Source organism: Massilia sp. Root335 (assembly GCF_001425685.1).
Taxonomy (GTDB): domain Bacteria; phylum Pseudomonadota; class Gammaproteobacteria; order Burkholderiales; family Burkholderiaceae_D; genus Telluria; species Telluria luteola.
In genome coordinates this window covers 239,153-260,101 of the sequence record NZ_LMCY01000028.1, presented here as the reverse complement: position 1 = coordinate 260,101, position 20,949 = coordinate 239,153, and the positions used below count along the sequence as shown (strand labels likewise).

Annotated in this window: 9 protein-coding genes; 8 read left to right on the top strand and 1 reads right to left on the bottom strand. The window is 68.4% G+C overall.

Annotated elements, in window-relative coordinates; genetic code table 11:
• Nucleotides 1-251 precede the first annotated feature (251 nt).
• The 6 genes from ASC93_RS16845 to ASC93_RS16820 all read left to right on the top strand — a co-directional run bounded on the left by ASC93_RS16845 (nt 252) and on the right by ASC93_RS16820 (nt 8,351).
• Entirely contained in the window at nt 252-1,796 is a 1,545-nt protein-coding gene (locus tag ASC93_RS16845; protein ID WP_056444554.1) for a tryptophan halogenase family protein, read from the top strand.
• Between the two features lie 45 nt (nt 1,797-1,841).
• On the top strand, nt 1,842-2,555 hold the full coding sequence (locus tag ASC93_RS16840) for a SapC family protein (RefSeq protein ID WP_056444551.1): 714 nt from the start codon (nt 1,842-1,844) through the stop codon (nt 2,553-2,555).
• Complete coding sequence (locus ASC93_RS16835) at nt 2,539-3,549, top strand: cupin-like domain-containing protein (RefSeq protein WP_056444548.1); 1,011 nt, start codon at nt 2,539-2,541, stop codon at nt 3,547-3,549. Before ASC93_RS16840 ends, ASC93_RS16835 begins: the two co-directional genes overlap by 17 nt.
• A gap of 18 nt (nt 3,550-3,567) precedes the next feature.
• The gene (locus tag ASC93_RS16830; protein ID WP_056444545.1) at nt 3,568-5,079 is read left to right on the top strand and encodes a tryptophan halogenase family protein; all 1,512 of its coding nucleotides are present in this window, start codon (nt 3,568-3,570) and stop codon (nt 5,077-5,079) included.
• Entirely contained in the window at nt 5,076-6,227 is a 1,152-nt protein-coding gene (locus ASC93_RS16825) for an acyltransferase (RefSeq protein ID WP_056444542.1), read from the top strand. The genes ASC93_RS16830 and ASC93_RS16825 overlap by 4 nt, the downstream gene beginning before the upstream one ends.
• Before the next feature lie 150 nt (nt 6,228-6,377).
• Nucleotides 6,378-8,351 (top strand): beta-L-arabinofuranosidase domain-containing protein, encoded by a 1,974-nt coding sequence (locus ASC93_RS16820; RefSeq protein ID WP_157201972.1) that lies wholly within the window; start codon nt 6,378-6,380, stop codon nt 8,349-8,351.
• A gap of 240 nt (nt 8,352-8,591) precedes the next feature.
• On the opposite strand, the gene ASC93_RS16815 is transcribed toward ASC93_RS16820, so the two are convergent.
• Entirely contained in the window at nt 8,592-10,775 is a 2,184-nt protein-coding gene (locus ASC93_RS16815; protein WP_056444536.1) for a hypothetical protein, read from the bottom strand.
• A 384-nt stretch (nt 10,776-11,159) separates the two neighbouring features.
• Between ASC93_RS16815 and ASC93_RS16810 the strand changes: the two genes are divergently transcribed.
• A complete protein-coding gene (locus ASC93_RS16810) occupies nt 11,160-12,884 on the top strand; it encodes a ShlB/FhaC/HecB family hemolysin secretion/activation protein (RefSeq protein WP_056444533.1) in 1,725 nt (574 codons plus the stop codon).
• 9 nt (nt 12,885-12,893) lie between these two features.
• A complete protein-coding gene (locus tag ASC93_RS16805; RefSeq protein WP_056444530.1) occupies nt 12,894-20,936 on the top strand; it encodes a hemagglutinin repeat-containing protein in 8,043 nt (2,680 codons plus the stop codon).
• Nucleotides 20,937-20,949: the final 13 nt, after the last annotated feature.

Here is a 20,949-nt window from a genome sequence, read left to right as displayed (position 1 = left end):
GGAAAAGAGTCGTCGTCCCCGCGCAGGCGGGGAAAAGAGTCGTCGTCCCCGCGCAGGCGGGGACCCAATTTTGTATCCGCAGTCCGCAAAATCGGGTTCCCGCCTGCGCGGAAACGACGGGCATTACGTAATATGGGTCGCCATTTAGCGCACGTGCGACCTGCCGTAATCGGTTTCAGCGAATAAAAAGTTGTTCCAAATTCAGCACTTCAGGTAGACTCATGCGGCGTACCGAAAAAATGGAAGCTGAGATGAGTAAACCCATCGAACACGTCGTGGTGGTCGGCGGCGGCTCCGCCGGCTGGCTGACGGCGGCCATCCTGGCCGTCGAACACCCGCGCCTGACCGTCACGCTCGTCGAATCGCCGGGCGTGCCGCCCATCGGCGTCGGCGAAGGCACGTGGCCGTCCATGCGCGAGACCCTGCAGCGCATCGGTGTCTCCGAAGCGGCGTTCTTCCGCGAATGCGACGCCGCCTTCAAGCAGGGTTCGCGCTTCGACCGCTGGGTCGACGGCGGCGACGCGGACATCTATTTCCATCCCTTTTCTCTGCCCCAGGGCTATGGCGAAGCCAATCTGGCGGCGGCCTGGCAGCATGGGCACCGCGACGTGCCGTTCGCCGACCTCGTGAGCTACCAGCCGCACCTGTGCCACCAGGGCCGCGCGCCGAAACAGCCGCAGACGCCGGAATACGCGGGCGTCGCCAACTACGGCTACCATCTGGACGCCGGCAAGTTCGGCGCCTTCCTGCAGAAGCATTGCACGGAAAAGCTGCGCGTGCGCCACGTGCTGGCCCACGTCGTCGACATCATTTCCACGGACGCCGGCGACGCGGCGGGCGACATCCAGGCATTGCGCACGCGCGAGGCCGGCGTCGTGGAAGGCGACCTGTTCGTCGATTGCACGGGCATGGCGTCGCTGCTGCTGGGCCGCCACTACGGCGTCCCGTTCGTGTCGCAGCGCGACGTGCTGTTCAACGACCGCGCGCTCGCCGTGCAGGTGCCCTACCCCGCGCCCGACGCACCGATCGCGTCGCAGACCACCTCCACGGCGCAGTCCTGCGGCTGGATCTGGGACATCGGCCTGCCCGCCCGGCGCGGCATCGGCTACGTGTATTCCAGCGCCCACTGCGCCGACGACGCGGCCGAGCAGACCTTGCGCGCCTACCTGTCCGCCACCGGCATCGAGGGCGACATTCCCGCGCCGCGCAAGATCGCGTTCGACCCCGGCTACCGCGCCCGCTTCTGGGAGCGCAACGTCGTCGCGATCGGCCTGTCCGCCGGGTTCATCGAGCCGCTGGAAGCGTCCGCGCTCGCGCTCGTGGAACTGTCCGCCGCCTGGCTGGCGGACGACCTGCCGGCCACGCGCGCCCAGATGGACACGATCGCCGCCCGCTTCAACGAGGCGTTCACGTACCGGTGGGAGCGCATCATCGACTTCCTCAAGCTTCACTACGTGCTGTCCAGGCGCACGGATTCCGCCTACTGGCTGGATCACCGCACCGCGCGCACGCAGTCGCAGCGCCTGCGCGAACTGCTCGCGCTGTGGCGCACGCGCGCACCGTCGCGGCGCGACTTCCCGCGCATCGAGGAGATATTCCCGTCCGCCAGCTGGCAGTACATCCTGTACGGGATGGGCTTCCGGCCCGAGTTTTCCGGGCGCGCGTCGGACCTGCCGGAGGCCGCCGCCCAGTATTTCCGCGAGGCCGCGCGGCTCACCGCCCGCATGCTGCCGCTGCTGCCCGCGAACCGCGCGATGCTCGACCACATCCGCCAATACGGCATGCCGGCCCCTTAGCCGGCATGCCCCCACAATAACGACAAACGAGAGACTACGAGACCGATGGCCAACCATGCACCCCTGAACAACGTCGACCACAAGAACCTGCGCATCGTCACCACCCGCGGCGCGGCCTATGGCGACGCCGTGATGTCCGCGCTGACCTTCCCGGCCGAATTCCGCGACCTGCAGGCCTGCTACCCGATCGTCTTCGCGCAGGACGGCAACGGCGGCTACGACGCCGTCGCCCTGCTCGGCTTCGAACAGGGCGAGAACCTGTTCCTGGGCCCGGACGGCTGGGACGCGCCGGCGCTCCCGCTCACCGTCGAACGCCAGCCGTTCATGATCGGCCGCGGCGGCGACGACCTCGCCGTCCACATCGACCTGGACAGCCCGCGCGTGCGCGACGGCGGCATCGAGGGCGAGGCGCTGTTCCTCACCTACGGCGGCACGAGCGAATACCTGGAGCGCATCAGCTCCGTGCTGCGCACGATCCACGAAGGCATGGTCGCGTCGCGCGCGTTCGTGGGCGCGCTCGTCGAACTGGAACTGCTCGAATCGTTCGTGCTCGACGTGGAACTGGACGACGGCTCGCAGAACCGCCTGGCCGGCTTCTACACGATCAACGAAGACCGCCTGGCGCAGCTGACGGCCGAGCAGCTCGCGCGCCTGCACCGCGACGGCTACCTGCAGGCGATCTACATGGCGGTGGCGTCGCTGGCCCAGTTCCGCGCCCTGATCCAACGGAAGAACCGCGCCAATGACGGCCGCCGTTAACCACGTGCGCGAAGTGGCGGCGGTCGACGGCAGGCTGCCGGACGAGATGCTGCGCGCCACGCGGCCGTACGTCGTGCGCGGCCTCGCCGCCGGCTGGCCGCTCGTGCGTGCCGGGCGCGAATCGGCGGCCGGCGCGGAGGCGTACGTGCGCGGCTTTTATCGCGACGCGACCGTGAACGCGATGCTCGGCCCGCCGCAGATCGGCGGCCGCTTCTTCTACAACGACGCCATCACCGGCTTCAACTTCCACAACGTGCGCGCGCGGCTCGACCAGGTGCTCGACGAACTGGCGACCCACCGCGCGCGTCCCGATCCGGGCGCGATCTACGTCGGCTCGACGTCGATCGACGGCGCCCTGCCCGGCCTGCGCGCGGAGAACGACGTCGACCTCGGCGGCCGCGACGCGCTGGCCAGCATCTGGATCGGCAACCGCACCGTCGTCGCCACGCATTACGACCTGCCGGACAACCTGGCCGTCGTCGCGGTCGGCGAGCGTCGCTTCACGCTGTTCCCGCCCGACCAGCTGAAAAACCTGTACGTCGGTCCGCTCGACTTCAATCCGGCCGGGCAGGCCATCAGCCTCGTCGACGTGCGCAATCCGGACCTCGAACGCTTTCCGCGCTACGCCGAAGCCATGGCACATGCGGAAGTGGCCGAGATGGGGCCGGGCGACGCGCTGTTCATCCCGTCGATGTGGTGGCACCACGTGGAGGCACTGTCGGCCTTCAACGTGCTCGTGAACTACTGGTGGCGCCAGTCGCCGGACTACATGGACACGCCGACCAATGCGCTGATGCTCGCGATCCTGACGATGCGCGAACTGCCGCCCGAACAGCGCCGCGCGTGGCAGGAGATCTTCCGCCACTACATCTTCGAGCCGGATGCCGAGCACCTCGCGCACCTGCCGGAGAACGCGCGCTATGCGTTGGCGCCGCTCGACGACGACGGCGCACGTGTGCTGCGCGGGCAGCTGCTGCGCCGCATCAACAGGTAAATCAAGCCAGGAGGAGACATGGACAACAACAACCAGCAGGGCCGCGGCCGCCCGATCCGCCGCGTCGTGATCGCGGGCGGCGGCACCGCCGGGTGGATGGCCGCGGCGGCGCTGTCGCGCACCCTCGGCAAGGTCATCGACATCAAGCTCGTCGAGTCGGACGAAATCGGCACCGTGGGCGTGGGCGAGGCGACGATCCCGAGCCTCGTGCACTTCCACCGCCTGCTCGACATCGGCGAACAGGAATTCATGGCCGCCACCCAGGCCACGTTCAAGCTGGGCATCAGCTTCGAAGGCTGGCGCGCGCGCGGCGAAGACTACATCCACTCGTTCGGCATGACCGGCACGGACCACTGGACGGCCGGCTTCCAGCACTTCTGGCTCAAGGGCCGCGAACGCGGCCTGGCGGGCGACTACGGCGACTACTGCCTGGAACTGGTCGCCGCGCAGGAAAAACGCTTCGGCCACCTGCCGAACCAGGGCATCAACTACGCCTACCACCTGGACGCCACACGCTACGCGCGCTACCTGCGGCGCTTTTCCGAACACTTCGGCGCCGAGCGCATCGAGGCCAAGATCACCGGCGTCGACACCGACCCGGCCACGGGCCACATCACGGCACTGGTGCTGGACTCGGGCACGCGCGTCGAGGGCGACCTGTTCATCGACTGCACGGGCTTTCGCGCGCTGCTGCTGGGCCAGACGATGGGCGAAGCCTACGAGGACTGGTCGCAATGGCTGTTCAACGACAGCGCGATCGCCGTGCAGACGGAATCCACCGGTCCGGCCGTCCCGCTGACGCGCTCGATGGCGCACGACTGGGGCTGGCAGTGGCGCATCCCGCTGCAGCACCGCACGGGCAACGGCATCGTGTTCTCGAGCCGCTACATCGACGAGGACACCGCGCGCGCCACGCTGCTCGGCAATATCGAAGGCAAGGCGCTGACCGAGCCGCGCGTGATCCGCTTCAAGCCCGGCCAGCGCAAGCGGGTCTGGATCGGCAACTGCATCGGGCTCGGGCTCGCGGCGGGCTTCCTGGAACCGATCGAGTCGACCAGCATCCACCTGATCCAGCGCGGCATCGTGCGCCTGCTGCAGACGTTCCCGTCGCACGGCATCCAGCAATCCGACATCGACGAGTTCAACGCCCAGAGCGAGGACGACATCCGCACGATCCGCGACTTCATCATCCTGCACTACAAGGTCACGAACCGCCACGACTCGCCGTACTGGCACGACGCGGCGACGATGGCCGTGCCGGACAGCCTGCAGCACCGCATCGACCTGTTCCGCGACGGCGGGCGCGTATTCCGCTACGCGAACGAGCTGTTCGCCGAGAACTCGTGGGTGCAGGTGATGCTGGGCCAGGGCTTGAGCCCGCAGCGCTGGCATCCGAGCGCGGACCTGATGGGCGACGACGAATTGCGCGGCTTCCTGGACGGCATCCGCAGCAACGTGCGCCGCACGGCGTCGCAACTGCCGCCGCACCAGCACTACGTGGAGCGTTACTGCCCGGCGGGCAAGCCGTGAGCGGAGCGGCCGCCTTCGCCGACACCAAGCGGCACTACCCGGTCCTCGACGGCCTGCGCGGCGTCGCGGCGCTGACCGTCGTCGCGTTCCACCTGTGCGAGGCGCATGCGGTCAGCCGCTTCGCCCAGGTCATCAACCACGGCTACCTGGCCGTGGACTTCTTCTTCCTGTTGTCCGGCTTCGTCATCGGCTACGCGTACGACGACCGCTGGCCGGGGATGTCGACGGGCGAATTCTTCAGGCGCCGCCTGATCCGCCTGCATCCGATGATCGTCGTCGCGATGGCCGTCGGCGCGCTCGCGTTCTACTTCCAGGGCGGGCCGTTCTTCCCGATGATCGCGGACACGCCGTTGTGGCGCGTGCTGCTCGTCATGGTGATCGGCATGACCCTGCTGCCCGTGCCGCCGTCGATGGACCTGCGCGGCTGGGGCGAGATGCACCCGCTGAACGGGCCCGCGTGGTCGCTGTTCTTCGAATACGTGGCGAACGTGCTGTACGCGTTCGTGCTGCGGCGCCTGCCGAACCGGATGCTGGCCGTGCTCGCGCTGCTGGCCGGAGCGGTCCTCGTGCACTACCTGCTGGCCGGACCGAACGGCGATGTGATCGGCGGCTGGTCGCTGGAACCGGTGCAGTTCCAGTTGGGGCTCACGCGCCTGATGTATCCATTCTGCGCAGGCCTGCTGTTGTCGCGCGTCGTGCGCCCCGGCCGCGTCGCCCATGGCTTTGCGTGGAGCGCGGCGATCCTGTTCGCCGCATTGGCCCTGCCGCGCGTCGGCGGCCCGGCGACCCTGTGGATGAACGGCCTGTACGAAGCCGCGTGCATCATCGTCGTGTTCCCGGCGGTCGTCTGGCTTGGAGCCAGCACCCGCGCCGGCGCTCGCACGGGCCGCGCGTGCGCCGCGCTGGGCGGGCTGTCGTATCCGCTGTACATCATCCACTACCCGTTCGTGTACACCTACACGGCGTGGGTCAACGAACACCATCTGTCGCTGCGGGACGGCTTGCCCGTCGCGGCGGCGACGTTCTGCGTGTGCGTGGCGCTGGCCTGGTTGCTGCTCAAGTATTACGACGAGCCGGTGCGCGCGTGGCTCACACGGCGCTGGATGGAGCGCAAGCCGGCGCTCGCCGCGCCGGCCGCGAACGGCTGAACGCATGAGCGCCTGCCGTCGGTGGTGCGATGACACGCCGTTCGTCATCGTCCACGCCGGCGGCAGTTGTTTATTCGATCCGGCCTCCGCATTCGCACGGCGGAACAGTGGTTATCTCTTTAACGATCCCATTTGACGAAAGCCTTTCTGATGTCCTTCACCCGACGTTCGATGCTCAAAGCCACGCTCGTGGCGCTGCCGGCGCATTGTGGCGCCCGCGGCCTTGGCCAACTTGCGCCTCCTGTGCTGGGCACTGTTCCAGTTGACGTGGCGAGTGCCTTCCTGGCAAACCAGGTGCGCCTGCTGCCGGGAAGTCCGTTTTACGTTCGGCAGGAGCTGCATCGTAAAGGGGTGCTCGCGTCCTATGATCCCGACAAGTTGCTGTACCCCTACCGCGTGTTGGCCAAGCTTCCCCAAAAAGAAGGCATCGAGAGCGGCTACGACGGCTGGGATAGCGGATTTCTCCGGGGTCACATGACAGGGCATTATTTGTCCGCCGCCTCGCGCATGGCGGCGGCGACGGGAAGCCTCCTGTTTCGCGACCGGGTCAACTACCTCGTGGGAGAACTCGCCAAATGCCAGGAGAGCCTGAATCTGGATGGTTACCTGGCCGGCTTTTCCACGGCCGCGTTTGACCAACTCGAAGGCAAGCCGGGGGTCGATGCCGGAGGCATCGTCGTGCCCTATTACACGGTCCAGAAGGTCATGTCGGGCCTCCTCGACGCCCATGCCTATGTCGGCAACAAGCAGGCACTCGACGTGGCCACCAGGATGGCCAACTACTTCGAGAAACGGCTCGCGGCGCTGGATGCCGCGCAGATCGACAGGATGTTCCGCACGGACGGCGACCGCAATCCAAAGACCGAATTCGGTGCGATGAGTGACGTCCTGACGGAGCTTTTCAAAATCGGCAAAGATCCCCGGCACCTCGAAGCCGCCCGCATGTTCAATCGCGCCTGGTTTGTCGGCCCACTTGCCGAGGGCGAGGACCGGCTGGGCGGCTTGCATGCCAATACGCACATCGCGCAGGCGGTGGGCCTGGCAAACTCCGCGAACGTCGATGGCGACCCGGTGGAACTGAAGGCGTCCGAGAACTTCTGGCGGCTGGTCGTGCACCGGCATTCGTTCGCCAACGGCGGCAACTCATTCAACGAATGGTTCGATAAACCCGGCGTGGAAGTCGGCCCGTCAATTGATGATCAGAAGGTATTGCCCCCGACCACCGCCGAAACGTGTAGCACCCACAACATGCTCAAGCTTACCGCCAGGCTTTTCGAGCGCAACCGGCGTGCGGAGCTTGCTGACTACTACGAGCGCGCGTTGTACAACCACGTGCTGGCGTCGATCGCGCCCGATTCGGGCGCCATGACCTACTTCACGCCGTTCCATGGGGACTTTCGCACCTATCTTGATGGCAGCTTTTGCTGTATGGGCACCGGTATTGAAAACACCGCGCGCTACAACGAAGGCATTTACTTTCACAAGGATGATTCGCTCTGGGTGAACCTGTATATCCCATCCGAGCTCAATTGGCGGGAAAGCGGGATGTTTTTGCGGCAGCAAGGGGATATCACGCGGGGTGACCCGGTGCGCTTGACGGTGGTCAAACCTGGAGCCCACGCCGTCACTCTCAATTTGCGAATCCCCGCGTGGGTCGCCAAACCGGTGACAGTAAGGATCAACGGGAAGCCGCAAGGTGTGGACGCAAAGCCCGCAAGCTATCTCTCGTTAAGGCGGAAATGGAAAGCCGGTGACGTGATCGACCTTGCACTTCCAGCGGGGCTGCGACTGGAGCAAGCCAGAGACGTCTCCTCGATGGTCTCCATATTCCATGGTCCCGTCTTGCTGGCCGGAGAACTTGGCAAGGACAATATGCCTGGTAGCGACGTGGGCGATAAGGATGCCTTCCTGAAGATCGCGGCGGCGCCGGTTCCCGATATCGTCAGCACGTCCAGTAATCCCGCCGATTGGCTCGCTCCACTCCCCGGCGATCCGTCCGCGTTCAAGATCAAGAACGCCGGTCCGGCAAACGGCATTGTCGTTCGGCCGTTATTTGACCTGCATCATCAACGCTATTCCGTTTATTGGAACCTTCGCGAAGACACATTCCGTGACGGCCGATAGTTGGCACATGGGAGAAATGCGAAGACGACCATACCATCGATACCGCCAGTGCGAGCCGCCCCGGGTCTGAACTGCCCCCCAAGAGTTGTGGCCATTGTCAGATTGGCGTGGTGCCATGAGGGGAGCTTGGACAGGTAAGGCACAATCAACGCTCAAACAGCGTTAACGCGAGGTGTGGAAACGGCGCCAGGACGTTTGCAAGCGGGTGCCAAAGTCGTCGCGCCGCTACACACGCGGCGTCTACTGCGGCGCCAGCACGAAGGCCCGGGCCGCGCTGCGATCGTAGACGCTCAGCCGCGACCAGCCGTCGGTGCCCGTGTGGGCCACATACAGCTGCTCGGTGAAACCCGCCAGCGTGCAGGCGTCGAGCAGGCTGTCCACCGTCGGCAACGGATCGGCCGGGGGCGACGGCGGGATTGCCCCGGGCATGGTGGCGATGGAAGCCGCCGCCGTCCCGGCGATGCTGTATTCCGGCGGCGACACCGCGCCACGCTGCACGTAGAACGAGTAGCTGGCAAATCGATTGATCTGCAGCGCCTCGAACGGTACGCCCACCGGCAGGGCCCGCGACGTATAGCGCATCACGCCGCATTCGTCCGCAGCAAGGCTGCCGCCCACGGTGGGCGCGTCGATCCGGGCAAACGCCGGATTGTTATCCACCCGGACGGTCAGCACCATGCGGTTGAGCGCGGCATCGACCAGGCCCAGCGCCGCCGCGTCGAGCGTGGTGATGGTGCCCGTCAGGTCGTAGCTTTCCGGGACGCGCCACTTGATGCCGAGCGCCTCGGGATCGACCATGGCGCCTGCCGCGTCGAACAACTCGACCTTGATTTGCCATAGCCCGCCCTGGTCCGGCCCCGTCGGCACGCCGAACTCGTCGAACAGCACGCCGGGCGCCACCGCCGTGGTCGGGATCACCGCACTTTGCGTGTCGAGCACGGCGTTCGGAATCGACCACTGGCCAACCGGGGGCAGGGCCGGCGGGATTTCGTACAAGTACGGCGTGGTGCCCACCGCCTTGGGTCCGAGCGCGTACTGCTCGAGGATCAGGTCGCCCCCCACCTCGTGCGTATAGTGGCGGTTGATGGCCTCGAGGCTCGGCCTCCATGCCGACTCCGGCTCGCTGACGCGCTTGTAGGACACGCGATAGTAATAGACGCCCAGATCGCTCCGCAGCGAATTGTCGAACTCCAGACGCGGCCGCAGCGTGCCGCCCCAGGGCGAGGTACCGTCCAGCAGCCCGACCTTGGCCGGGTCGTGGCCGGGCGCGCCGGTCATGGTGTCCAGGTTGGCGCCGTGGATGCGCCATACCGACGTATTGCCGATGGCCATGAACAGCACCCAGTTGTTGGGCGCCACGATGGGCGGGCACGGCGGACAGGCGTGCGCCAGCGGATGCGTGGTGGTCAGGATCACTTCGGTGCCGCAGACGTAGTTCCACCAGGTGTTGCAAATGACCGGCGTCGGCGCGTAGATCTCCACCCAGAAGCCGGGCCAGATGCGTTGCCGCGCGGTGAAATAGAGATCGGGCTGGTCGAAGTTGAACACCGAGCGCCAGATCAGCGCGTGGAAGCGGCCGCATTCGTCCGTGGTGACGGTGGCGATCTTCGTTTTGCGCACGGGGAAGCGGAACAGCCAGCACAGGATGGGACGCAGCAGATCGAGATGGGCCAGCACCGCCCGCTCGAACAGCGGACGGTCGGCCCGCGCCGCCAGCACCAGGTCGGCCGGCAGCGCCAGCGTGCCCGCCGGCCGGGTCTCGGCGCTCGCGAGTAACGCCCGCGGCGGCAGCGGTTGCGGATTCAGCGCGACGTCGGTCAGGGCATCGAACGCCTGCGTCCCGAACGGCTCCGGCGGCCTGGGCGGGATGGGCCAATGGATGGGCGGCCAGGGCCCGTCGACGATATCACGCAGGCGGTCGAGGTCGATCTCGGACAGGCCGGCGATGATCAGGGGCCAGGGATCGATCTCGTAGATATCGACCGTGGCGTTGCAGACCGGCAGGTCGAGGACGACGCCGCCCGACACGGTGCGCTTCAATAACGTGCCGTTGACCCTGCAAAATCGGCCCAGCCAGATGCGCCAGATGTCCGGCGTCACCTCGAACAGCACCGGCGGTAGGCGCTGCATGTCCGGGCGCACGGGCACGTGCCGGTCGATGGCGCCGCGGCGCAGCAGCTCGCCGGCTGATATGGATTCCTTGTCCAGCTCCGGGCCGACCATGACGCGCACGAGCTGGCCCTCCTTGCCGATCTTGATGCTCAGTCCGGCATAGCCCTCCTGGTCGAGCGCCTGCATGTCGAGCAGCGCGCCACCCTGGCTGAAGGCGTACGCGACGATGGTGCCCAGCTCGGCGGGACGTTCGGTGACGCGCGCCCGGACTTCCAGTGTCACGCTATGCGGTTGGGTGTTGGATGTGGCCATTGCGGCTCCTCGGTTGCGATGGGAGCTTGAAAGTAGCCCAGCCCGTACACCCCCGGGGCCGATCCGGTCAAACCGCGGCGGAATTGTCCGCAGGAAATTGGTCGCGCGCAAGCCGAGAATAAAACAATCGCAATCTTGCCTGTTCGCGAACGACTTTTTCAAAAGTATAGAAACACTGATACGCGCGTTCCATCAATCGTTGCGACACAGCATCATTTTGAACGTTGCCGCCGGATTCACCGTGACAAGCCCGGGCGCTCGTCGCTAAGATTCAAAACATTTCCAGCGGGCAAATCGGCAAAACCCGATGCCCGCTGCGCGTTCCCGGCCGCACCGCCCGTGCGGGCCGGCGTCTTCGACAATCCAAGGACCGCCCAGCCTCTCATGGCCACTTCCCAGTTTCCGACGCGGCTCGCCTGCGCCCTCGCCGCCGCATTTGCCGTCGCCCCCGACCTGCACGCCCAGACCGGCTTCGACCCCGCCGCCGCCGCCCAGCGCGCCGACGTGCTGCAACGCCAGCAGGACGAACGCATCAAGCGCGACATCGACGCCGCGAAGCCGCGCGAGCGCGTCGAACCCGGCATCGACACGAGCCGCCTGCGCCCGCCGGTCGACGCGTCCGGCGCCGGCCCGCGCTGCCACGACATCGACGTCATCGCCATCCAGGGCGCGCCGGGCCTGTCGGCCGCGGTGCGCGCGGAGATCGGCACGAAGTTCAGCCACCGCTGCCTCGGGGTGTCCGAGGTCGAGGCCATCCTGGGGCTCATCACCAAGGACTACATCGACCGCGGCTACGTCACCACGCGCGCCTACCTGCCGGCCCAGGACCTCGGCAAGAAGCGCCTGGAGATCCTCGTGATCGAAGGCCGCCTCGGCGCCGTCCGGGTCGACGACGGTGCCCGCATCAATCCGTGGAACGTCTTCCCGCCGGCCGGCGGCCTCTTGAACCTGCGCGACATCGAGCAAGGCATCGACCAGGTCAACCGGCTGTCGTCGAACAACGCCACGCTCGACATCCAGCCGGGCCGCGCGCCGGGCGAGAGCACGGTGGTCATCCACAACAAGCCGGCCTTCCCCGTCCACGCCAGCCTGTCCGGCGACAACACCGGCTCCGAAAGCACGGGCCGCAACCAGGCCGGCTTTGCGCTCAGCACCGACGGCATCCTCGGCCTGAACGAACTGCTGCTGGCCACGTACCGCCGCTCGCAGCCGAACGACATGGAACACAAGGGCTCGGAAAGCAAGAGCGTGACCGCGATCGTGCCGTTCCGCTGGACCACGTTCACCGCGACCGGCAGCGATGCCGAATTCGTCAGCACCGTGCAGCTGCCCAGCGGCGACGCATTGAAATTCCAGGGCAAGTCGCGCAACGCATCGCTGCGCGTCGACCAGCTCCTGTACCGCAACCAGGTCGCCCGCGCCGGCGTGTACGGCAACCTGACCGTCAAGGACAGCAAGAACTACCTCGGCGGCGAACTGCTCGGCGTGAGCAGCCGCCGGCTGTCGGTGTTCGACCTGGGCGGCACGGCCAGCACCGCGCTGCTGGGCGGCGCGCTGTCCGTCGATCTCGGCTACTCGCGCGGCCTCGGCCTCGCCGGCGCCCTGCACGACGCGGATGGCCTGGATGCCGCCGCGCCGCGCGCGCAATTCGGCAAGGTCACGCTGAACGCCAACTGGATGCGCCCCTTCAGGATCGGCGGCCTGGATGCGGGCGTCTCGTCCAGCCTGACGGGCCAGTACGCGCGCGACACGCTGTTCGGCACGGAGCAGATGCTGATCGGCGGCCCGTACACGGTGCGCGGCTTCTACAACAACACGCTGTCCGGCGATCACGGCGCGTACCTGCGCAACGAGTTCTTCGTGCGTCCGGTCCTGCCCCTGTTCGGCCAGATGTTCCCGCTGCGCGCCTACGCGGGCCTGGACGTCGGCCATGTCAAGAACCGCGTCGCCGGCAACCCTGACGGCACGCTGTCCGGCGCCGCGCTGGGCCTGAACATCGCGTGGAAGCGGACCTCGCTGGACGTCTCCGCTACGCGCGCCCTGCACGAACCGCACGCATTCCAGCGCGAAGGCACCCAGACCTGGGTGCGCCTGAACATCGAGATCTGAGAGAAGACCATGAACCGCTCGTATCGCCACGTCTGGAGCGCCGCCCGCGGCGCCTACATCGTCGCCGCCGAAACCGCCCGCGGACGCGGCAAGTCCGGCCGCGCCGTCAAGGCCGCCGCCGCCGCCGCCGTGCTGGCCGGCGCCGTTGCCGCGCCGGATGCCGCCTGGGCCCAGGTCAGGACACCCACGTCGGTCGTCCCCGCCGGCGGCAAGACCAATACCTATATCGCGCCGAACGGCGTGCCCGTCGTGAACATCGACACCCCGAACGGGGCCGGCATCTCGCACAACACGTTCAACACCTACAACGTGGACGCGAACGGCCTGGTGCTGAACAACACGCCGTTCAAGCAGAGCGCGGTGGGCCAGTCGCAACTGGCCGGGGGCCTGGTCGGCAACACGAACCTGAAGGACGCGGCCAAGGTCATCCTGAACGAGGTCGTCTCCACCGACCGCTCCACCCTGGCCGGCTACACCGAGGTGTACGGCAACCGCGCCGACGTCATCGTCGTCAACCCGAACGGCCTGACGTGCACGGGCTGCGGCTTCATCAACACCGACCGCGTCACGCTGACGACCGGCGCGCCCGTGTGGGCGGCCGACGGCAACCTGGTCGGCTTTAACGTCAGCCGCGGCGACATCGAGATCAAGGGCGCGGGCCTGAACGCCAGCGCCCAGCAGATCCTCGACCTGGTGACCCGCTCGGTCAAGCTCGACGGCCAGGTCAACGTGGCCGGCAGCGGCGAACTCGGTGTGTTCACCGGCCCGATCCAGTGGCATTACGACGGCCGCAATATCGCCGGCACGGTCGGCGCCAGCGCCGACAAGCCGCAGTACGCGATCGACTCCAGCGCGCTCGGCGGCATGTACGCGGGCCGCATCCGCCTGATCGCCACGGAGGCCGGCGTGGGCGTGCGCATGCTGGGCGACGCCGCCGCCAGCGCCGACGACTTCCGCGTCGACGCGGCGGGCAAGGTCCTCATGCAGGGCCGCGTGTCCGCCGCGCGCGACGTGACGATCGTGCAGACCGGCGCCACGGACGCCGGCCAGGTCGAGATCGGCGGCGCCAACGCCGCCGTGAGCGCCCGGCACGACGTGAACGTGACGGCGGCCGGCGGCGTGCTGCTGAACGAGGCGGCGCTCAAGGCCGGCAACGACCTCGCCATCCAGGCCGCCAGCCTCGCCGACACGTCGACCGCCGGCGCGACGCGCAGCGCCAACGCCGCGCTCGAAGTCAAACTGGCGGGCGCCGCCACGATCGACGGCAGCACCTGGGGCGCGGGCAGCACGTTCGGCCTCGACGCCGACACCATCGCCGCGACCCACGCCACGCTGTACAGCGGCGCGGTCGCCACGGCCGGCGACCGCGCGCTCACGCTCGGCGCCAACGGCGACGTCGCCCTCGACACCTCGACACTGACCGGCACCGACAAGGTGAACGTGCAGTCGCGCGCAAACGCCCTGACCCTCGGCGCCGGCGCGCAGCTGACGGCGGGCGGCGACGCCACGCTGAACGCGGCAACGCGCATCGACAACGCCGGCAGCGTACTGGCCGGGGCCACGCTCGCCATCGACGGCGGCACCGCGTCCGCCCCGCTGCAACTGACCAACAGCGGCCTGCTGCAAGCCCAGGGCGCGCTGAACGTCGGCGCCGCCCAGGCCGCGGCCGTGACCAACACGGCACCGGGCCGCGTGCTCGCCGACCGCGTCGCCGTGCAGGCCACGCTGCTGTCCAACGCCGGCACCGTGCAGGGCACGAATGGCTTGACCATCGACGCCGGCGGCGCCGTCACGAACGCGGCCACCGGCGCCCTGCTCGGCACCGGCGCCGGCAAGGACGTCGCCGTGCAGGCCGCGAGCCTGGACAACGCGGGCACCGTGCAATCGGCCGGCGGCCTGACCGCCACCGTCACCGGCGCCGCGACCAACAGCGGCAAGCTGCTGACGACGGCGACCAGGGACGGCGGCGCGGACGGCACGCTCGCCCTCGCGGCCGGCAGCATCGCCAACACGGGCACGGTCGCCGCCGGCGGCGCCGCCAACCTGACGAGCGCCGGCGCCGTCGTGAACCATGCGCTGGTCCAGGGCGCGTCGCTGACCGTCACGGCCGCCACGACCGTGAACAACGACAGCGCCGACAGCACCCTGCTGGGGCGCGACAGCGCCGTCGTCGACGCGTCCGACGTCGCCAATGCCGGCACCATCCAGGCCGGCACGAACCTGGCCGTGACGGTCGCGGGCGGCATCGCCAACACGAACGCGATCCAGACGCTGGCGTCCGGCGGCAACCTGGCCCTGACCGGCGGCACCGTCACGAACGGCGGCACCGTGCAGGCCGCCGGCACGGCCAGCCTGAAGTCGACGGCCGACACGCTGACCAACAACGGCCAGATCATCGCGGCGGGCGACCTGGGGCTGAACGCCGCGACCGTGCTGCGCAACGCCGACGGCAACAGCATCATGCAGACGCTCGGCGACTTCGGCGCCAAGGCCGGCCAGTTCGTCAACGGCGGCGCCATCAGCGCGGGCAAGAACCTGTCCGTCAACAGCGCCGGCGCGCTCGACACGGGCGGCCTGCTCGAAACGACGGCCGCCGGCGGCAGCCTGGGCCTGCGCGGCGCGTCGATCAGCAACGACGGCACGATCCGCGCGGCCGACGCCGCGGGCCTCGTCGCGACGTCGGCCTCGATCGAGAACGGCAACCAGATCAAGGCCGCCACCGCACTCGACCTGCATGCCGTGCAATCGGTCCGCAACATGGGCGCCAACGCCGTGCTGTCCGGCCGCACGCTGAATGCGACGGCCGCCGGCTTCGACAACAGCGGCACGGCCCAGGGCGATACGAGCGTGACGGTCGACGCCAGCGGTTCCCTCGTGAACAGCCTGGCGCTGCAGACGACGGGTGCCGGCTCGGCCCTGACCCTGCGCGGCGGCACGATCGGCAACAGCGGCACCGTCGCGTCCAGCGGCAGCGCGAGCCTGACCTCCCGCACCGGCGCCATCGTCAACGGCAGCCAGGTCCAGGCCGCGGATACCCTCACGGTCAACACGTCGACGACGCTCGACAACAGCGGCAAGATCATCGGCCAGGCCGGCGTGACGGTCACCGGCGCCGCCGGCTTCGGCATCACCAACAGCGGCCGCATCCAGGCCGGCGCCGCGCTGAACGTGGGCGCGGCATCCGCCGCCGCGACGTGGGCGACCAACAGCGGCACACTGTTCGGCGACACCATCGGCGTGTATGCCGCGAACCTGACGAACCAGGGCCGCATCCAGTCGAACGCCGCCGCCACGCTGAGCGGCGCGAGCATCGTCAACCAGGGCAGCGGCGCCGTCATCCTGCTGGGCATGGACGGCAGCGCCAGCACGATCGCGGGCACGGCGAGCGTGCGCAACGAAGGCGCCATCCACACGGCCGGCGACCTGACCCTGAGCGCGCCGCGGCTCGACAACACGGGCACGGGCGGCATCTCGTCGGAAGCGAACCTGACGACCACGGCCGCCGGCGCGGGCTTCGACAACAGCGGCGCCCTGTACGCGGGTGCAAAGCTGACCGTCAACGCGACGGGCCAGGTCTACAACAACACCATGACCGGCACGATGGACGCCAACGACATCGAGGTCAATGCCGGCACCTTCAACAACTACAATACCGTGATCGCGCTGCGCGACACCACGATCAACACGAGCGACGCCTTCAACAACCTGCCCACGGGCCGGGTGCCGAACGTGATCATCGCCCAGGTCATCGACGGCACGGTCACGACGCCGTACGACTGGGAAGGCAATTGCGCCTTCCTCGACATGGGTTGCGACCACAACGTCACCTGGGCGCAGAACGTCACGTGGATCCAGGGCCTCGACGGCCCGATGCCCACGCAGTTCGGCCAGGTCATCGCGGCACGCACGATCAACCTGAACTACGGCCATGCGGGCCTCAACCAGGCGTCGCTGATCTCGGCGCCGAACGTCAACATCAGCGGCAGCGGCGCGTTCACCAACACCGACCTGCACCTGGAGCAGATCGACTACGACCGCCGCTGGCACATGAGCAAGGTCGGCCACCTGATCGACCCGGACGAGTACTACTACAGCTACCCGACCACGGATTCGCAATACGGCTGCAACGACGGCGGCTGCTTCGGCGGCTCGGCCGGCAGCGCCGACGCGGCGGCCGCCGCCGCGCACCTGATGGAGACGGGCCGCCACGTGATCCAGAAATGGAAGGCCGGCATCTACGCGACCAATCTGACGTTCACCGGCGGCAGCCTGATGAACCTCGGTTCGCCGTACCAGCAGGGCACGCAGGCGCAGTCCGTGGGCGCCGACAGCGCCGTCGCGACGAATCCGCTGGCGGGTACGCCGCTGGGCAGCGCGCTCTCGGCGTTCGTCAAGAAGCTGCCGGCATCGACCAAGGCGCAGAACGTCGCGGCCGCGCCGACGATCCAGTTCCAGGGCCTGAACCTGAACCTGCCGACGAACCCGAACGGCTACTTCGTCACGGCCAGGGACCCGAACTCGCAATACCTCGTCGAGACGAACCCGCTGTTCGGCGCGGGCAGCAATTCGGTCGGCTCGGACTATCTGACGAAACTCCTGAACATCAACCCCGACAAGGAAGTGAAACGCCTGGGCGACGCCAACTACGAGGCCAAGCTCGTGCGCGACCAGCTGATCGCCCAGACCGGCGCCAACGTCCTGAAAGGCATGGACAGCGAAGCGGCGCAGATGCAGGCGCTGATGGACAACGCGTCCGCCGAGGCGGGCAAGCTGGGGCTCGTGTACGGCCAGGCGCTGAGTCCGGACCAGGTCGCGAACCTGACCGAGGACATGGTGTGGATGGTGGAAACCGTCGTGGGCGGCCAGAAGGTCGTCGCGCCGGTCGTCTACCTCGCCAAGTCGACCAAGGACGCCATCGAAGGCGGCGGCCCCGTGATCTCGGCCACCAATATGAAGATCGACGCCGGCACCGTCACGAACACGGGCGGCACCATCGCGGGCGACAAGCTGGACATCACGGCCAAGGGCGACATCACCAACACGGGCGGCAAGATCAAGGGCGGCGACCTGGCGCTCAAGTCGACCGGCGGCAGCATCGTCAACCAGACCGTGGCCGAGACCCACGGCGGCAAGGACTTCGCCCGCACGACCATCGGCACGGCCGCGGGCATCGAAGCGACCGGCAAGCTGAGTCTCGACGCGGCCAAGGACATCACGGTCAAGGGCGCCGACGTCAAGGCCGGCGGCGACGCCAGCCTGGCGGCGGGCGGCAACGTCACGTTCGACACGATCCAGAACACGACCGCCGACAGCCAGATGCACCGCAGCGCCGGCCTGCTGGGCGGCTCGGGCAGCGGCAGCAGCCTCGCCACCACGACCAATATCGGGTCGAACCTGACGAGCGGCGGCAACCTCAAGATCAAGAGCGGCGGCGACACCACCATCGCCGGCTCGCAGGTGAAGGTCGGCGGCGACCTGGCGCTGGACGCCAAGGGCGACGTCAACGTCATCTCGCGCCAGGACACGCGCGAAGCGACGAGCTACTCGGAACACTCGGGGCTCGGCGTCGGCGGCGGCCTGCTCGGCAACACGTCGACGACCACCGACACCTTCCAGGGCCGCAACGTGGCCGCCGGCATCGACGTCAAGGGCAATGCCGACATCAAGAGCGGGGACACGCTCACGCTGCAGGGCTCGAAGCTGAACGTGGGCGGCGGCGCCGACATCCAGGCAGGCCAGGTGCAGGTGCTGGCCGGCCAGGACGTCGACCGCACGACGACCGAGACCAAGACCACGTCGTTCCTGAAACTCGACGGCGCCGGCGGCAATGCGTCGGCGGATGCGGGCGCGTCGGCCGGCAAGGGCGTGGGCAGCAAGGCCGGCGTGGGCATGGGCATGGGCGCGGAAGCGCACGCGGGCGCCAGCGCGTCCGGCAGCGCCGGCGTCACGCTCGCCGAGACCAAGACGACGAATACCTACGACCTCAATGCGCGTGCCGTGGGTTCGGAGATCTCGGTCGGCAAGGACCTCAACGTGAAGGCCGACAAGGACATCACGCTGCAGGGCGCCAAGGTCAACACGGGCGGCAACGCCAGCCTCGACGCGCAGAACGTCAACGTGCTGGCGTCGCAGGACGTGCACGTCTCGAGCAGCAAGACGACGACGACGCAGGTCGGCCTGTACGCGGACTCGAACAACGACGCGTCGGCCAGCGCCGGCGCGCGCACCGGCATGGTCAGCGGCGCGGGCGCGGAAGCGGGTGCCAATTCGGACACCACGATCGACGTGATGCGCACGACGACGACGCAGACCGACAGCCTGGGCATCCACAACAACGGCACGACCATCAACGCGGGCGGCAAGTTGAACGTGAACGCGGCAGACAAATTGTCCGTGCAGGGTTCGGAGCTCGGCGGCGACAAGGGCGTGAACGTGAAGGCCAAGGACATGGCGTTCACCGCCGCGACCGACGTCAACACGACGACCACCACGACGACCAAGACCTCGGCCGGCCTGTACATCAGCGGCGGCGCGAAGGCCGAGGCCAGCGCGTCCACCGGGGTGCTGGGCGGCGGCGGCGCGGCATCCGCGGACGCCAAGGCCGGCATCGGCCTGCAGGCGCGCCATTCCGACTCGACCGACGCGTCGGGCACGACGACGGCGCAGGTGTCGACGATCCGCTCCGGCAACGGCGACATCACCCGCACCGCGACCGGCAACATCACGGACGTCGGCACCAACATCGACGCCGCCGGCAATTTCACCCAGTCGGCCACGACGATCGACAGCAAGGCGGCGGCGAACACCAGCTGGACGTCGAGCAACGCATCGTCGCACGAGGCCCGCATCGGCGTGTACGCGGACGCGGGCGCGAACGCCGGCGCCTCGGGCGCACCGCAAGCCTCGGGTGCCGGCGCCAGCGTCGGCATCGAGGCGCAGTACACCGGCACCCAGTCGTCGTCCAGCTCGAACAGCAGCACGGCCGTGGTATCGAACATCCACGCGGGCGGCAAGGCCACCAGCACCTCGACCGGCGCCACGACGATGGAAGGCACGAACATCAAGGGCGACAACGGCGTCGAGATCGGCGCCGGGTCGCTGGATTACAAGGCGGCGCACAACACGTCCAGCAGCAGCTCGAGCTCGCAGACCATCAACGCCGCGGCAAACATCGGCGTCGGCGTCGGGTCCAAGACCGTCGAGGGCGGCGCCAGCGGCGGCTTCGACAAGGCCAGCGACAGCGCGCACTCGTCGACCGCAGTCACCGGCGGCATCCAGTCCGGCGCGGGCCTCGTCATCAAGACGCAGGGCGACGCGCACTTCGAGGGCACCGACATCGCGGCCAAGGGCGACGCCACGATAGGCGCGGGCGGCAAGCTGACGATGGACGCGGCGCGCAACGAGAGCAGCTCGACCAGCAACTCCAGCTCGTTCCAGGCCGGCATCCAGGTATCGGGCGGCGGCGGTGGCGGCAAGGGCGGCGAATCGGGTGCGGGCCTGACGGCGGGCGGCGGCTTCCAGAACGACACGAGCCAGTCGAGCCAGGCCGTCACCGGCGGCGTCAAATCAGGCGGCAACCTCACGCTGAGCGCGGGCGGCCAGGCCGGCTTCGAAGGCACGCAGTTGAAGGCGGACGGCGCGGCGACGGTGGCCGCGGGCAGCGTCGACTTCAAGGACGCGAAGAGCACGAGCAGCAGCACCAGCTCGGGCTTCGCTGCCAGCATCGGCGTGTCGGGCGGCAGCAAGGAAGGCAAGTCGAGCGGCGCGGGCATGGCCAGCGTCGAAGGCGGCTATTCGAGCGCCAGCACGGCCACGTCCACCCAGGCGACGCTCCAGGCGGGCAACGGCGTCCAGGTGAAGACCGGCGCGGCTGCCGCGGCGGCCGTGGGGAACGCGCCGGTGACCGGCACCGCCGTCAACGTCGCGCCGGACGTGAACGTTGCGGCACCGGCCATCAGGATGGCGGCGCCGGTGTTGCGGGCGGCGCCCAAGGCCAGGCCGCAGGCCGACGCCGGGCCGGCGCCGGTGTCCGCGCCCGGTCCACAAGGCTGATCGTCGACGCCTG

Bases quoted from the DNA above. Each gene is read 5' to 3' on its own strand.
- ASC93_RS16835 (WP_056444548.1), top strand. From the start codon at position 2,539: ATGACGGCCGCCGTTAACCACGTGCGCGAAGTGGCGGCGGTCGACGGC.
- ASC93_RS16845 (WP_056444554.1), top strand. From the start codon at position 252: ATGAGTAAACCCATCGAACACGTCGTGGTGGTCGGCGGCGGCTCCGCC.
- ASC93_RS16840 (WP_056444551.1), top strand. From the start codon at position 1,842: ATGGCCAACCATGCACCCCTGAACAACGTCGACCACAAGAACCTGCGC.
- ASC93_RS16815 (WP_056444536.1), bottom strand. From the start codon at position 10,775: ATGGCCACATCCAACACCCAACCGCATAGCGTGACACTGGAAGTCCGG.
- ASC93_RS16805 (WP_056444530.1), top strand. From the start codon at position 12,894: ATGAACCGCTCGTATCGCCACGTCTGGAGCGCCGCCCGCGGCGCCTAC.
- ASC93_RS16810 (WP_056444533.1), top strand. From the start codon at position 11,160: ATGGCCACTTCCCAGTTTCCGACGCGGCTCGCCTGCGCCCTCGCCGCC.
- ASC93_RS16820 (WP_157201972.1), top strand. From the start codon at position 6,378: ATGTCCTTCACCCGACGTTCGATGCTCAAAGCCACGCTCGTGGCGCTG.
- ASC93_RS16830 (WP_056444545.1), top strand. From the start codon at position 3,568: ATGGACAACAACAACCAGCAGGGCCGCGGCCGCCCGATCCGCCGCGTC.